General features: G+C 74.3%; 10 protein-coding genes, 4 tRNA genes and 1 other RNA gene. 9 read left to right on the top strand and 6 right to left on the bottom strand.

The genetic code is table 11. The annotated features are described in order from the left end of the window. Nucleotides 1-310 precede the first annotated feature (310 nt). The 8 genes from AC6I72_RS16605 (at nucleotide 311) to AC6I72_RS16570 (ending at nucleotide 5245) form a co-directional block, all read left to right on the top strand. Complete coding sequence (locus AC6I72_RS16605) at nucleotides 311-628, top strand: histone-like nucleoid-structuring protein Lsr2 (RefSeq protein ID WP_037862750.1); 318 nt, start codon at nucleotides 311-313, stop codon at nucleotides 626-628. A gap of 255 nt (nucleotides 629-883) precedes the next feature. After that, nucleotides 884-955, top strand: a tRNA-Gly gene (locus AC6I72_RS16600). 80 nt (nucleotides 956-1035) lie between these two features. Then, nucleotides 1036-1108 (top strand) — tRNA-Gly (locus tag AC6I72_RS16595). Nucleotides 1109-1249: 141 nt separating this feature from the next. Beyond that, a complete protein-coding gene (locus tag AC6I72_RS16590) occupies nucleotides 1250-2236 on the top strand; it encodes an ABC transporter ATP-binding protein (protein ID WP_498001616.1) in 987 nt (328 codons plus the stop codon). Further along, nucleotides 2233-3042, top strand: a complete 810-nt coding sequence (locus AC6I72_RS16585; protein ID WP_498001615.1) for an ABC transporter permease — start codon at nucleotides 2233-2235, stop codon at nucleotides 3040-3042. Before AC6I72_RS16590 ends, AC6I72_RS16585 begins: the two co-directional genes overlap by 4 nt. A 197-nt stretch (nucleotides 3043-3239) precedes the next feature. Continuing rightward, nucleotides 3240-4529, top strand: a complete 1290-nt coding sequence (locus AC6I72_RS16580) for a sensor histidine kinase (protein ID WP_498001614.1) — start codon at nucleotides 3240-3242, stop codon at nucleotides 4527-4529. Further along, entirely contained in the window at nucleotides 4526-5149 is a 624-nt protein-coding gene (locus AC6I72_RS16575) for a response regulator (protein ID WP_498001613.1), read from the top strand. Before AC6I72_RS16580 ends, AC6I72_RS16575 begins: the two co-directional genes overlap by 4 nt. 23 nt (nucleotides 5150-5172) lie before the next feature. After that, nucleotides 5173-5245 (top strand) — tRNA-Gly (locus AC6I72_RS16570). Nucleotides 5246-5483: 238 nt separating this feature from the next. Here AC6I72_RS16570 and AC6I72_RS16565 read toward each other — a convergent pair. The 6 genes from AC6I72_RS16565 to ffs all read right to left on the bottom strand — a co-directional run bounded on the left by AC6I72_RS16565 (nucleotide 5484) and on the right by ffs (nucleotide 14579). After that, on the bottom strand, nucleotides 5484-6395 hold the full coding sequence (locus tag AC6I72_RS16565; RefSeq protein WP_498001612.1) for a phosphoribosylaminoimidazolesuccinocarboxamide synthase: 912 nt from the start codon (nucleotides 6393-6395) through the stop codon (nucleotides 5484-5486). Between the two features lie 200 nt (nucleotides 6396-6595). Continuing rightward, the gene (locus AC6I72_RS16560) at nucleotides 6596-8092 is read right to left on the bottom strand and encodes a N,N-dimethylformamidase beta subunit family domain-containing protein (protein ID WP_498001611.1); all 1497 of its coding nucleotides are present in this window, start codon (nucleotides 8090-8092) and stop codon (nucleotides 6596-6598) included. A gap of 297 nt (nucleotides 8093-8389) precedes the next feature. After that, nucleotides 8390-10264 carry a M48 family metalloprotease gene (locus AC6I72_RS16555; protein WP_498001610.1) on the bottom strand — a complete coding sequence of 625 codons (1875 nt, stop codon included), beginning with the start codon at nucleotides 10262-10264 and terminating at the stop codon, nucleotides 8390-8392. Between the two features lie 262 nt (nucleotides 10265-10526). Then, complete coding sequence (gene purD / locus AC6I72_RS16550) at nucleotides 10527-11780, bottom strand: phosphoribosylamine--glycine ligase (RefSeq protein WP_498001609.1); 1254 nt, start codon at nucleotides 11778-11780, stop codon at nucleotides 10527-10529. Nucleotides 11781-12012: 232 nt separating this feature from the next. Further along, complete coding sequence (locus AC6I72_RS16545; protein ID WP_498001608.1) at nucleotides 12013-14406, bottom strand: DNA polymerase III subunit gamma and tau; 2394 nt, start codon at nucleotides 14404-14406, stop codon at nucleotides 12013-12015. 74 nt (nucleotides 14407-14480) lie between these two features. Next, nucleotides 14481-14579: signal recognition particle sRNA small type (gene ffs / locus AC6I72_RS16540), an RNA gene on the bottom strand. A gap of 72 nt (nucleotides 14580-14651) precedes the next feature. Between ffs and AC6I72_RS16535 the strand changes: the two genes are divergently transcribed. Further along, a tRNA-Ser gene (locus tag AC6I72_RS16535) sits at nucleotides 14652-14739 on the top strand. Nucleotides 14740-14840: the final 101 nt, after the last annotated feature.

The raw sequence follows: 14840 nt of genomic DNA, 5'->3' as shown, positions 1-14840 counted from the left end.
TTCTACGCGAGTAGACTGGTAGGAATCTACGTGACGCCCGTCACGATCCCGCCTCGATCGGGGGGCTTCGTGAAAAGTTCTGGAAAAGTTCGGCGTTCCGCCTCGCACCCGGTATTGCCGGGGTGCCACGCCGGGACACGCAGAGAGATTTAGTCGGGGCTTCACTTCGCAATGCCCGGCACTGTACAAATGAATTGGCAACAGCCGATACTTTTCCCGATAACCGGCGGACAGTCGGCACCTGACGAACATCTCCCCACGTCATGGCGGAGTGCACGGGCGCAGGTGCCGCACGAAGGGACCGATATTCGTGGCGCAGCGTGTCGTGGTCACTCTCTTTGACGACATCGACGGCTCGGAAGCGGCGGAGACGATCGCCTTCGGACTCGACGGCAGGTTCTACGAGATCGACCTGAACCAAACCAATGCCAAGAAACTGCGTAAGGCGCTCGCGCCCTACGTCGAGGCGGGCCGCAAGCGGTCCAGGTCGGGCAAGGCGTACCGGCAGACGGAGGTCGCCCCCGACCCGGCGGCCGTCCGGGCCTGGGCCCAGGCCAACAAGATGGACGTGCCGGCGCGCGGCCGCATCCCCAAGAAGGTCTACGAGGCGTTCAGCGCGGCCCAGTGAGGGGTGCCCGCCCCCGGGCCCGTTCGCTCCGGGCGCGTTCGCCTCGGCGGTGGCGCCCTCCGGCGCGTCCGCCGGAGGGCGCGTCCGCCCCGGGGGCGGGCGGGGCGCGGGGCGGGCCGGAGCGCCCCCGGAGGCGGCCCAGGGTCCGTCAGCGGGCCCTGGGAGCAGCCGACTTGCGCTACCCCCCTGCTGATCAGCTAATGTCTGGAGCACGCCGAGGGGCGAGGCCGGAAGGCCGAGACCCACGGAGTACATGCGGGTGTAGTTCAGTAGCAGAACATCCCCCTTCCAGGGGGAAGGCGCAGTGTGCAATTCCTGTCACCCGCTCTGCACCGCCGGTCCGACCACGCAAGTGGATCAGGTAGGCTGGTGCTCGCACCGATCGGTGAAAGCCGGTCGGAGGCAATGCGGACGTAGCTCAGTTGGTAGAGCGCAACCTTGCCAAGGTTGAGGTCGCGAGTTCGAGCCTCGTCGTCCGCTCGGGAATGAGACCCCGGTCCCTCGGACCGGGGTCTTTTCATGTCCGCCTTCCTGCCTCTCCGGGCGCCGACTGACATTTGTCATTCCGCTCGATGACACCGCGCACTGCTCCCAGTCCCCGCCTGCCGCGACGCTGATGTCATGGACAGGGACGAACACGAGCACGTGATAGAGGTCACCGACCTGCGACGCGTGTACGGGGGCGGGTTCGAAGCCGTACACGGCATCACGTTTCACGTGAAACGCGGCGAGGTCTTCGCGCTGCTCGGCACCAACGGCGCCGGAAAGACCTCGACGGTCGAACTGCTGGAGGGGCTGGCCGCCCCGGCCGGGGGACGGGTCCGGGTGCTGGGCCGTGATCCCTTCACCGACCGCGCCGCCGTACGTCCCCGTACCGGCGTGATGCTCCAGGAAGGCGGCTTCCCCTCCGAACTGACGGTCGCGGAGACCATGCGGATGTGGGCGGGCTGCGTGAGCGGCGCCCGCGATCCGCGGGAGGCACTTGCCCTGGTCGCTCTGGAACGGCGCGCGGCGGTACGGGTCAAGCAGTTGTCCGGCGGGGAGCGGCGCCGGCTCGACCTGGCCCTGGCGCTGCTCGGTGACCCCGAGGTGCTGTTCCTGGACGAGCCGACCACCGGGCTGGACGCCGAGGGCCGCCGGGACACCTGGGACCTGGTGCGGACCCTGCGGGACGCGGGCACGACCGTGCTGCTCACCACGCACTACCTGGAGGAGGCCGAAGGCCTCGCCGACCGGCTGGCGATCCTGCACGAGGGACGCATCGCCGCCGCGGGAAGTCCCGCCGAGGTGACGGCCGCTCAGCCCTCCCGGATCTCCTTCGAGCTGCCTCCCGGCTACTTCCTGGGCGACCTTCCGCCGCTCGACTCCCTGGGCGTGTGCGGCCACGAGACGGACGGCCGTCTCGTACGGCTGCGTACGCGGGAGTTGCAGCGGACCGCCACGGAACTGCTGCTCTGGGCCCGGCGGGCCGGTCTCGGACTGCGCCGCCTGGACGCGCGGTCGGCCTCCCTGGAGGAGGCGTTCCTCGGGATCGCGCGGGAGGCCTCCGCCGGGGAGGCGGCCACGCGCGGTTCCTCCGCGCCGAAGGAAACGGAGTACGTCGTATGACCAGCGCCCTCACCTCCGGGACGGCCCGCGCCCGGGGCGGCCCCAGCACCGCGCTGAGCCGCATGACCGCACTCGCCCGCGCCGAACTGACCCTGTTCGTACGGAGCAGGAGCACCCTCGTCGCCGCCGTCTTCGTCCCGCTGGTACTGCCGTTCAGCCTCCGCTCGGCGGCCGGGCAGATGGACCTGGAGGACACCGGGCTCACCGTGGGGCTCGTCATGCTGCCCGCCGCCATCGGCTTCTCGCTGCTGTTCGCCGTGTACTCCACGCTCGTCGGTGTGTTCGTCGCCCGGCGCGAGCAGCTCGTCCTCAAGCGGCTGCGCACCGGTGAACCGCGGGATGCGGAGATCCTCGCCGGGGCGGCGCTGCCCGCCCTCGCCACGGGCCTGGGGCAGTCGCTGATCCTGACGGCCGCCTGCACGGTCCTGCTGCACGTCCCCGCACCGCACGCCCCGCACCTCGCCGTGCTCGGACTGCTGCTGGGACTGGCGCTGTGCCTGACCCTGGCGGCGGTCACGGCCGGACTCACCCGCACCGCGGAGAGCGCCCAGGTCACCTCGATCCCGCTGATCATGGTGTCGGCGGTGGGCTCGGGGACGGCCGTCCCGCTGGAGGTCCTGCCCGACCGGCTGGCCCACCTGTGCGAACTGCTGCCGCTGACACCGGCGATCACACTGGTGCGCGGCGGCTGGACCGGCGAGCTGAGCGGATACGAGGTCCTGCGGGCCCTGGCCGTCGCGCTGGTCTGGCTGGCACTGGCGGTGTTTGCTGTACGGCGGTGGTTCCGCTGGGAACCACGCCGCTGAGCAGGGGAACGGGCCGGACGCCGGGCGCGGGGGTGGGCGCCATGCCGGACACCGGGACCGCCGACCTGCCGGGGCCGCCCCCGGCGCCGGGCACGGGGTACGGCCCGGCACGGGGTGCGCGGACGGGTGCGGCTCCGGGTGCGGTGACGCGCGCGGCTCCGGGTGCGGTGAAGGAACGGACGGACAGGAGGCGCACGGTGTTCGACGGCATCCGCCGGTGGCAGCGGCGGCAGTGGCGGGAGCGCAGCAAGGCGGAACGCGTCGAGCTGCACAGTGTGATCACCCTGTGCGCGGCGGAGTGGGTGTTCATGCTCACCTGGCTGGTCCTGCCGGTCGCCGCGGGAGTGCGGCACCGGCCGCTGCCGCTCGTGCTGGCGGGGCTGACGCTCCTCGCCGGCGTGCTCCAGTGCGTGGCGGCCAACCGGCTGGCCCGGCCCTCCTTCGGCCACTACCTGGGCCGCGAGCGGCTGCCCGGACGCGCGCTGGCCCCCTCGCTCGGCCTGCTGGCGGCCGCCCTCGCCCTGCCCCTCGTGCTGACCGCCCTCGGGGCACTCGCACCGTGGACGGCCCGGCTCGCCCTCGGCGCGGGTCTGGTGTCGTTCGGCCTGGTGTACGCGCTGCTCGTCCCCGTCCCGGTGTTCCTGCGCCGCGCCGCCGTGGTGGGGCCGGTCCTCATGGCGGCGGACGCGCTCGCCGTCCGCAGCGTCCCCGACGTCCTGATGGTGGGTCTGCTGGTCGTCTTCGCCACCGGCTTCTCCCTGCTGGCCGCGCGCTGCGGCGCGTGGACCCTGTCGGTGCTGTGGGAGGCCGAGCGGTCCCGCGAGACCGAGGCGCGGCTCGCCGTGGCCGAGGAACGGCTGCGGTTCGGGCGGGACCTGCACGACGTCCTGGGCCGCAATCTCGCGGTGATCGCGCTGAAGGCGGAGCTGGCCGTGCAGTTGGGCCGGCGCGGGCGGCCCGAGGCGGTGGAGCAGATGACCGAGGTGCAGCGACTGGCTCAGGAGTCCCAGCGCGAGGTCCGCGCGGTGGTGCGCGGGTACCGGGAGGCCGACCTCGGCGCGGAACTCGCCGGTGCCCAGGGCGTGCTGACCGCGGCGGGCATCGACTGCGCCGTCACCGGCCCGGCCGGCGGCCTCCCCGCCCCGGTGCAGTCCGCGCTGGGCTGGGTGGTCCGCGAGGCCGCCACCAACGTGCTGCGCCACGGTGACGCCCGGCAGTGCGCGATCTCCCTGCGCGTGGAGGGCGGCCGGGCCGAACTGACGGTCGAGAACGACGGGGTGCCCGATGCCCCGGCGGCCGCCCGGCCGGGCTCCGGACTCGCCGGACTGCGCGAACGCCTCGCGGCCCTCGACGGCCTGCTGCGGGCGGGCCCGGCGGGCACCGGCCGCTTCCGTCTGACCGCCGAGGTGCCCCTGCCGCCCGCCGCCGTGCCGGGGCCCTGCGGCCCGGTGCACGAGACCACCCCCCTGAGCGAGGTCACCCCATGACGACGCCACCGGTTCCCGTCCGGCTGCTGCTGGCCGACGACGAGCACCTCATCCGGGGCGCGCTGGCCGCGCTGCTCTCGCTGGAGGACGACCTGCGGGTCGTCGCGGAGGCGGCGAGCGGGCCCGAGGCCCTGGCGATGGCCCGGGCGCACGAGCCCGACGTCGCCGTCCTGGACCTGCAGATGCCGGGCGCCGACGGTGTGAAGGTCGCCACATCCCTGCGCGCGGAGCTGCCCGGCTGCCGGGTGCTGATCGTGACCAGCCACGGGCGGCCCGGGCACCTGAAGCGGGCGCTCGCGGCGGGGGTGCGCGGCTTCGTCCCGAAGACCGTCAGCGCGCAGCGCCTCGCCGAGATCATCCGCACCGTCCACGCCGGGAACCGCTACGTCGACCCGGAGTTGGCCGCCGACGCGATCTCCGCCGGGGACTCCCCGCTGACCGCGCGCGAGGCGGAGGTGCTGGAGCTGGCCGCCGACGGCGCACCGGTCACGGAGATCGCCGAGCGGGCCGCGCTCTCCCCCGGAACCGTCCGGAACTACCTGTCGTCGGCCGTGACGAAACTGGGCGCGGAGAACCGGCACGCGGCAGTACGGCTCGCACGGGAGCGAGGTTGGGTATAGTTGCTCTCGCGCCACGGCGCAACGCGGACGTAGCTCAGTTGGTAGAGCGCAACCTTGCCAAGGTTGAGGTCGCGAGTTCGAGCCTCGTCGTCCGCTCCGCACGAAGAAGCCCCCCGGTCACCGCCGGGGGGCTTCTTCGTGCGCGGGGCCCCGGGGCCTAGGTCCTGTCGTCACATTCCCGTCGTCCGCCCGGAGGGCGGGCCTCGCGGCGTCAGGTGCGTGCTCTCGGCGTGCCGGGCCCTGACCCTCGTACTGGACGTACTCGGGTCTGGGCCCGGTGCGGCGAGAGTGCGTGCATGGCGTCGCGATGCAGGCGGGAATGTGACGACAGGACCTAGGACAGGACCGAGGACCAGCTCGTCCCGGTCAGCCGCTCGTACGCCTCCACGTACTTGCCGCGGGTCGCCTCCACCACCTGCTCGGGCAGCGGCGGCGGGGGCTGCTCGCCCGTGCGGTCCCAGCCGGACTCGGCCGAGGTCAGCCAGTCCCGGACGAACTGCTTGTCGTACGACGGCTGCGCGCGCCCCGGCTGCCACTGGTCGGCCGGCCAGAAACGCGAGGAGTCGGGCGTGAGCACCTCGTCGGCGAGCACGAGGGTCTCCCCGTCGTAGCCGAACTCGAACTTGGTGTCGGCGAGGATGATCCCCCGTTCCCGGGCGATGTCCCGGGCCCGGCCGTAGACGGCGAGGGTCGCCTGGCGCAGCTGGGCGGCCGTCTCGGCGCCGGTCTGCCGGGCCACCTCCTCGTAGGAGACGTTCTCGTCGTGCTCGCCGACCTCCGCCTTGGTGGCCGGGGTGAAGATCGGCGCGGGCAGCTCGGAGCCGTCGACCAGGCCTTCGGGCAGGGCCAGGCCGCACACCGTGCGGGAGGCCTTGTACTCGGCCAGGCCGGAGCCGGTGAGGTAGCCGCGGGCCACGCACTCCACCGGGACCATCCGCAGCGACTTGCAGACGAGGGTGCGCCCGGCCCAGTCGGCGGGGGCGCCCTCGGGGACCTCGGTGCTGATGACGTGGTGGGGGACGAGGTCGGCGAGGCGGTCGAACCACCACAGGGAGAGCTGCGTGAGGATGCGGCCCTTGTCGGGGATCTCCGTGGGCAGTACCCAGTCGTAGGCGGACATGCGGTCGCTGGCGACCATCACGAGGTCGCCCGCCTCGTTCTGGTACAGCTCGCGCACCTTGCCGGTGTGCAGATGCACCAGGCCCGGAACCTGGATCGGCTCGGGCTTTTCGACGAATCCGGACACGGTTCCTCCCCGTGGTTCTGTCCAATGGCTCGATTCTCCCGTATCGGACACGGGCCGTGGACAGCGGGTGGACGGCGGCGCCGGGGCGGCGCGTCGGCGGGCCGTCAGCGAGCCGGCGGAGGACCGGCAAGGGGCCGGAGGCGGGCCGGAGGCGGGCCGGAGGCGGGCCGGAGGCGGGCCGGAGGCGGGCCGGAGCCGGGTCAGTCACGCTTGCAGATGCGGTCCAGGAGGTTGGCGGTGGCGCGCTGGATCCGGGGGTCCACGTGGCCGGGACGGTCCAGCGCCGGTGACCAGGCGAAGGTCCCGGACGCGAAGACCAGGGCGCCCGAGGGGGCCCGGTACAGGGACGTCTCCTGGTGGCGCGGGGCGCCCTCGCTGTCGGTGTACGGGGAGTGCGCGAGCAGGATGCGGTCCTGGTGGTCGGGGAGCGGGGTGCGCGGGAAGTAGCGGTCCGCCTCCCCGGCGACCAGTCCCTCGATCCCGTCGCCCTCCCGCGCCCCGGTGGCCTCCCACAGCCAGTGCCCGGCGTTGCGCACGATCAGCGGGTGCGGCTCGGGGACCCGGCCCGCGTACTGGATGCCGACCACTTGCTGCTCGGGCCGGTCGATCTCCCGCCACAGCACCGGCCTGCCGGGACCCTTGCGTTTGCGGCAGGTCAGCAGGCGGTCCGGGACCCCGGCCGGGGACGGGCCCAGCTCGACCTGCCAGTACATGGTGTTGGCGGAGAGGAAGACCAGGGAGGTGCCGTGCTCGCGGGCGAGTTCGACGGTACGGCGCATCGGGACCGACCAGTACTCGTCGTGGCCGGGGAAGACCAGGCCGCGGTATCGGGTGGGGTCGACGCGGCCGGCGTGCAGGTCGCGGGCGTCGGCGTAGGCGAGGTCGTAGCCGTAGCGCTCGGCCCAGCGGATGAAGTCGTAGGCGTGGCCGACGTGCAGCGGCAGGCCCGCGCCCGCGTAGGGCCGGTCGAAGGAGACCGTGGTCGCCGCGTCGGCCTCGCCGAGCAGCCGGCCCTCCTCGTCCCAGGCGTGGTAGAGGCTGGCTCCCGTGCGGCCGTCCTCCGGGTACAGGTTGTAGGCCTGCCAGGTGACGTCGGGCAGCAGCAGGAGCAGGTCCGCCGGATGGCTGTCGCGGACCGTGAAGGGGATGTGCGAGCGGTAGCCGTCGGCGGTGGTCAGCACGGCGACGTACGCGCCGATGCTCCAGTACGACGGGATCTGCAGCCGCCAGGACAGCCACCAGTGGTGGCAGGACACGGTGCGGTCGGCGGTGAGCGGCGGGGGCTGGACGATGCCGGAGAGCCGCGGACTGGTGGTGATCTTGGCGGCGCCGTCGCCGCCGTAGTGCCCGATGCGGTAGACGTCGACGCCGAACTCCTGCGGCGGGTCCACGGTGATGTGGAAGTCGATCGCCTCGCCGGGGGTGACGGCGCCGGTGGAGGCGAAGCCCTTGATCTGGCGGTGGACGTCGTCGGCCGAGCGGAGACCGCCTCCGCCGGCGCGGGGGGCCGGGATGCGGGGCGCGCCGCCCGGCGCGGACTGCGGGGCCGGGTCCACGTACCAGGGGACGACGTGGCCGGTGTCGTCGAAGTACGTCTCGCTGCCGCGCAGCCAGGGGACGGGGCCCTGGCCGAACGGGTCCGTGACGGCGTGCGCGAGTGCTCCCGACTCCCAGCGGCGGACACGGTCCGGTCCCATGGCTGTCCCCCTCCCTCGTGCCCCCGTGCTCGGCGTGGCGGTGCGGATGTCTCGTCCGGGGCGGCTGTACGGCGGTGCGGATGTGCGGTGGGGGCGGTGTGCCCCGGGGCGGATGCCGGTCGGCGGTGCGGCCGGACGTGACTGCGCGGCTGTCGTATGTCGTACGCGCTTGCCACGTGCGCGGTCGGTCCCAGCACATCACATAACGCGCGCATGTTGTCACTACTCGTTGTGAATTGACCGAAAGTGGAAGGAGTGGATCCGGTAGCTCCTCCTCCGGATCGGCACCGGCCGGGCTCAGGCCAGCCGTACGGGCTTTTCCGGACGTATGCCCGCATCGACGAGCCAGGTCCGCAGCGGGAGCGGGTCACCGTCCTCGACGAGGGCGAGGACCTTGGGGCCGAGGTCGGCGGCTCTCTCCCCGTCGATCAGGAGGGTGGGGCCGTCGAGCCAGTCGAGGCCCGGAGTGGCGCCCGCGGTGTCCATCGCGGCACAGCAGACCATCGCGGTGACATGGTCGGCGAGGAGTTCACGGCCGGTGCGCGGCGGCTGGAGGGGGAACAGGGGCAGCGCACCCTCGTCCCAGGGGAGCGTGCCGGGGGCCTGGCCGGCCGCTTCCGCCGGATCCGGCCGGGCCGCGGGCGCGGTGGCCTCCTCGCGGGCCAGTTCCGCGCTGAGGCCCGCGGCGAGCGCGGCGCTCCGCTCCGTGCCCAGGCCGGTCTCCTCGTCCGCCTCCCGGGCCTCGGTATCGGTGTGGGCCGCGGCCCATGCCGGGTGCGGGTCCTGTTCCCGCCGGGCCCCGGCCGGGGGGTGCGCCCGGCTCGCGCCGCTCTCGTCCTGCGCGTCCGCCGCGTCTCCCGCGGCGGAAAGGGTGCGGGGCCGGTGGGCGGACAGGTGGTCGAGCACACGGGCCAGGGTCGCGCCGTGCGCGTCGGTGGCCGGGGAGTCCGGGGAACGGCTGACGCCCAGCATGTCCAGGACGCGGTGCAGCCGGGCGGCGTCCGTGCGCCATTTGCGGTCGACGACCTCGTCCGGGTAGTCCTGCCAGTCCACCGGCGCCCAGTCCGGGCCGCGCTCGGCCGGCCCGCCGTGGAAGAGCCGCGCGGCCAGGAGCGAGGCGGCCTCGTCGACCGTGCCGGGTTCCTCCAGCAGATCGCAGGCGGGCCGCTCGCCGAGCCGGGAGGTGAAGCCCTCGGCCAGACGGTCCCGGCGGGACAGCTCCGTGAGTGCCGCGACGACGCCCGCGTCCAGCCGGGACGGCCAGCGGCCCATGCGCCAGGCGGGCAGCGCGACCCGGGTCAGCAGCCGGTCCCAGCCCGCGTACGCCAGGCCCACCTGCTCCTGGGCGACGATGCGCAGACCGTAGTCCACAGCCTGTGCGCGCTCGGCGGCGGCGGCCGCCACGCCCCGCTCCATCTGGGCCGCGTCCTCCCGGCAGCCGCGCAGCATCAGGCGGGCCACCCAGCCGACGCCCGCGCACACCACGTGGGAGAGGGGACACCGGCCGGCCGTCGAGGCGGCGGCCACCGCCGCGTCCAGCCCGCGGACGAAGCGGCGGGCCGCGGCTATGTCCGGATGCGCCGAGGGGCCCGTACCGGCCACCACGGGGGCGAGGACGGCCCGCAGCTCGCCGACGCGCATCCACCACAGGAACGGGGAGCCGATGACGAGGACGGGCGCCGCCGCACGGCGCGGACGGCCCGCGGACGGCCCGCTCACCGCGTCCGGCTCGTCCCGGTCGCTCCCCGCGGGAGGCCTGTGGGCCGGATGGGTGCGGTCCTCCAGCCAGCTGTCGCAGTCCGGGGTGAGCGCTATGGCGGACGGGACGGGCACATCCAGCCGGTCGGCCAGGTCGCGCACCATGCGGTACAGGTCCGGGGCCGACTCCTCCGGGACCGGGACCGTCGGGCTCATGGCGGGGCGTGCGCGGGCGACGACCAGCCCGACGCCCGCGGCGGCGAGCAGGACGACGACGGCGACGGCGCCCACCACCCACCTCGCGAGGTCCCAGCCCCGGCCCACGAGATGGCCGGTGGAACCGCCCGCGAGCAGGATCACCGCAGCGGCCGCGGGCAGCAGGGCCACGGCCAGCGCCCGGCCGCGGACGCGCAGCACGGCCAGCGCCCGGGAGCGCGCCGACAGCGCGCCGACCTCCACACCGGTTCCGGTCACGACCTGACGTCACCCCCTCCCGTCTGTCCTGGACTGCCCTGTGTTGCCCACTCCCCCACTGTGGCACCCGCCACTGACATCGCAATGCCGGTGGGCCAAGTGCCGGAACGCTTGCGCCGCACCCTAGTTGGGGGCTGGGCCCACGTCAGCCGGATGGGGCATTGCTCACTCGATGGAATGGCTTTGGTCAGAGGTGGATGACACACAGCAAAGGTCAGGCCCCGGATCCTGTCCGGGGCCTGACCTTGGGAGACACCGCGCCTTACGCGCCGGCCGCCGCCTTCGCGGCGATGTCCGTACGGTGCTGGGAACCGTCGAGGCGGACGCGGCCGACGGCGGCGTACGCCCGCTCGCGGGCCTCGGTCAGGTCCTTGCCCGTGGCCGTGACGGACAGGACCCGGCCGCCCGCGCTCAGCACGGCGTCCCCGTCGCGCCGGGTGCCGGCGTGCAGCACGTACGCGTGCGGGGCGTCCTGGGCGGCCACCTCGTCGAGGCCGGTGATCGGGTCACCGGTGCGCGGGGTGCCGGGGTAGTTGTGGGAGGCGACGACCACCGTGACGGCCGCGTCGTCGCTCCACCGCAGGGGCGGCAGGTCGGCGAGGGTTCCGGTGGCCGCGGCCAGCAGGACGCCCGCGAGGGGGGTCCGCAGGCGGGCCAGCACCACCTGGGTCTCGGGGTCGCCGAAGCGGGCGTTGAACTCGATCACCCGGACACCGCGGCCGGTGAGCGCGAGACCGGCGTAGAGCAGCCCGGAGAACGGGGTGCCCCGGCGGCGCATCTCGTCGACGGTGGGCTGCAGCACGCTCTGCAGCACGTCGTCCACCAGCTTGGGGTCGGCCCAGGGCAGCGGGGAGTACGCCCCCATGCCGCCGGTGTTCGGGCCCTCGTCGCCGTCCAGGGCGCGCTTGAAGTCCTGGGCGGGCTGGAGCGGCAGCACCGTCTCGCCGTCGGTGACGGCGAACAGGGAGACCTCGGGGCCGTCGAGGAACTCCTCGATCACCACCCGGTCGCAGGCGGCGGCGTGCGCGCGGGCGGCCTCCACGTCGTCGGTGACGACGACGCCCTTCCCTGCGGCGAGTCCGTCGTCCTTGACGACGTAGGGGGCGCCGAAGGCGTCGAGCGCGTCGTCGACCTCCTTCGCCGTGGTGCAGACGTAGGACCGGGCGGTGGGGACACCGGCGCCCGCCATCACGTCCTTGGCGAAGGCCTTGGAGCCCTCGAGCCGCGCCGCCTCCCCGGACGGGCCGAAGACCGGGATGCCGGCCTCGCGCACGGCGTCGGCGACCCCGGCGACCAGCGGCGCCTCGGGCCCGACGACCACGAGGCCGGCACCGAGCCGGGTGGCGAGCGCGGCGACGGCCGCACCGTCGAGGGCGTCGACCGGGTGCAGCTCGGCGACCTCGGCGATGCCGGCGTTGCCGGGCGCGCAGTGCAGCGCGGTGACATCGGGGTCGAGGGACAGGGAACGGCACAGGGCGTGCTCACGAGCGCCGCTGCCGATGACGAGGACCTTCACGGGGTCAGCCTAACGGCAGAGCACCGCACCGCTTTGTGCGGGTTGCCGAGAGGACCGGGAGGATCTGCTCGTACGTTCATCCGAAACGGCCTCCGCGGACCTCCTCGGAGCCTGCCCCGGGACCTCCCGAGGCTTCCCGGGGACCTCCTACGGGGTCGGCCTCCGAGGGAGCCCTGCCGCCGCCACTCCTCCTTCGCCGCCGTGCCGCAACCGGTCAGCGGCCGCTGAGCGGCTACTCCGTCGGGTATTCCTCCACCACGGTCGCGCCCAGCTCCCGCACGATCAGGTCGTGGCCGGACAGGGCGGTCTCGTCGAGGTCGGGGTCGTCGTCCTCGGGGATGTCGTCCTCGGGGGCCACGGGGGCGGGCTCGGGCGCGGGAGCCCTGCCGGGCCGGGCCGTGGCGGCCGGGCCTGCGGCGGGACCGGAGGCCCCCCGTGCCGCCGGAGACCGGTCGGTGGCCGGGGCACCGGGACCGGGAGCCGGGGGCGCGGCCTGGGGAGCCGCCGCACGCGGCGGGGCCGCGACACCACCCGGGTGGGCACCGCCACCGCCGTAACCGCCGCCCGTGGATCCGCCGCCGTAGCCGCCACCGCCTCCGAACGCGCCGGAGGACTGGGGCGCGGGGGCGCCGCCGCCCGTCGGGTCGACGACCGCCTCGATCTTCCACTGGACGTTGAACTGCTCGGCCAGCGCCTGCCGCAGCACGTCCTCGCTGCCGCTGCTCGCGAAGTTGTCCCGGGCGCCCGCGTTGACGAAGCCGACTTGGAGGGTGGTGCCGTCGAAGCCCGTGACCTGGGCGTTCTGGCTGAGCAGGATCCAGGTGAAGCGGCGGCGGTTCTTCACCGCCTCCAGGATGTTCGGCCACAGCTGGCGCGGGTCGAGCCCACCGCCCACCGGGCCGGGAGCGGCTGCCGGGGCGGCCGGACCAGCCGGGGCAGCGGGGGCAGCGGGGGCGCCGGTCGCACCGCCCGCGCCCGCCTGGACGCCCGCCGGAGCCGCCGCCGGGCCGGGCCCGGCCGCGGGCTGTCCGCCGCCCGGGGAGGCCGCCGTGGGCCACCCTCCGGGCCGTCGGCCACCGGCACCGGCCGGGGCGGCCGTGGGCCAGGCCCCGGGCGCGCCCTGCCCGGGCGCCGCGGCGGGGGCAGCCGCCGGGGCCGCGGGGGGCGGGGGTGCGGCGGGCGCGGCTCCGGGCGCGGGCGCCTCCTGGTCCCGGTCACCGGCGGGGGGCGCGGCCGGCCCCTGGGGCACCGGCGCCGCGCTCCGCGGGCCGGGCTCCGCGGCTCCGGCTCCCACCGGCGCGGGGCCCCCCGGAGTCACCGCAGCGCCCTCCGGCCCCCCCGGTGTGCCGGGCGCGCCCTGGCCTCCGGGAGCCCGGACCGCCGCCCGGACCGCCGCTGCGCCGCCGCCGTGCGCCTCGGGTCCGGGCACGTAGCCCATCGCGGGGGCGCCCGCTCCTGTGCCGAAGCTCACCCCCCGCTCGATCCGGTCGAGGCGGGCCATCACGGACCGCTCGTCGCCGTACGCGGCGGGCAGCAGCACGCGGGCGCAGATCAGCTCGAGCTGGAGACGGGGCGAGGTGGCGCCGCGCATCTCGGTCAGGCCCTCGTTGACCAGGTCGGCGGCGCGGCTCAGCTCGGCGGCGCCGAAGGACCGCGCCTGGGCCTGCATGCGCTCGATCACGTCGGCGGGGGCGTCGATGAGCCCCTTCTCGGCCGCGTCGGGCACGGCGGCCAGGATCACCAGGTCCCGCAGCCGCTCCAGCAGGTCGGCGACGAAGCGCCGCGGGTCGTTGCCGCCCTCGATGACGCGGTCGACGACCTCGAAGGCACCGGAGCCGTCCCCGGAGGAGAACGCCTCGACGACCGAGTCGAGCAGCGAACCGTCGGTGTACCCGAGGAGGGAGGTGGCCATGGCGTACGTCACACCGGCATCCCCCGCACCGGCGAGCAGCTGGTCCATGACGGACATGGAGTCACGCACGGAGCCCGCACCGGCCCGCACGACCAGCGGGAGCACGCCCTCCTCGACGGGGATGTCCTCCTTCCGGCACACCTCGCCCAGGTAGTCCCGCAGGGTTCCCGGCGGGACCAGCCGGAAGGGGTAGTGGTGGGTCCGCGAGCGGATCGTCCCGATGACCTTCTCGGGCTCGGTCGTGGCGAAGATGAACTTCAGGTGCTCCGGCGGCTCCTCCACCACCTTGAGCAGCGCGTTGAAACCGGCCGACGTGACCATGTGGGCCTCGTCGATGATGTAGATCTTGTACCGGCTGCGCGCGGGCCCGAAGAAGGCCTTCTCGCGCAGGTCACGGGCGTCGTCCACACCGCCGTGCGAGGCGGCGTCGATCTCGATGACGTCGATGGAGCCGGGGCCGTTGCGCGCCAGGTCGCGGCACGAGTCGCAGGTGCCGCACGGCGTGGGCGTGGGGCCCTGCTCGCAGTTCAGGCAGCGGGCGAGGATCCGGGCGCTGGTCGTCTTGCCGCACCCGCGCGGACCGCTGAACAGGTACGCGTGATTGACCCGGTTGTTCCGCAGCGCCTGCTGCAGCGGGTCGGTGACATGCTCCTGCCCGATGACCTCGGCGAAGGACTCCGGGCGGTAGCGGCGGTACAACGCGAGAGACGACACGCATACGAGGTTATAGGCGCCCACCGACAACCGGCCCGGACCGCGAGCGCGGCCCGCGGCCACCGCCCCCCGACAACGCGAGCGCCCCCCACGCACCCGCCAGAGCCGACCTACCCTTGCTGCCTTCCGGCCCTGGGGGAGTTCAGTCAGATAGCGCCGCGTGAGGGGCTGCCGAAAGCGTACCCGATCCAGGGGGCGGGGAACGAGTTCGCGAGCACGGCTCCGCGTCATGTAATGTTTCCGGCGGAGGATTCGCCTAGAGGCCTAGGGCGCACGCTTGGAAAGCGTGTTGGGGGCAACCCCTCACGAGTTCGAATCTCGTATCCTCCGCCAGGCTGAAGGCCCGGACCGTACAGACGGTCCGGGCCTTCGTCGTTCATCCGCACCGGCGGCCCGGCCCGATCTCCTTGCGACCGCGCACCGGGCACCGCGCC

The sequence above is a fragment of the Streptomyces sp. Xyl84 genome, from assembly GCF_059731885.1.
Note: the sequence above shows the minus strand (reverse complement) of the source record. Positions and strands in the feature narration are given on the sequence as shown.

Coding starts and splice junctions, on each gene's coding strand:
- AC6I72_RS16590 (WP_498001616.1), top strand. CDS start 1,250: ATGGACAGGGACGAACACGAGCACGTGATAGAGGTCACCGACCTGCGA.
- AC6I72_RS16585 (WP_498001615.1), top strand. CDS start 2,233: ATGACCAGCGCCCTCACCTCCGGGACGGCCCGCGCCCGGGGCGGCCCC.
- AC6I72_RS16575 (WP_498001613.1), top strand. CDS start 4,526: ATGACGACGCCACCGGTTCCCGTCCGGCTGCTGCTGGCCGACGACGAG.
- AC6I72_RS16560 (WP_498001611.1), bottom strand. CDS start 8,092: ATGGGACCGGACCGTGTCCGCCGCTGGGAGTCGGGAGCACTCGCGCAC.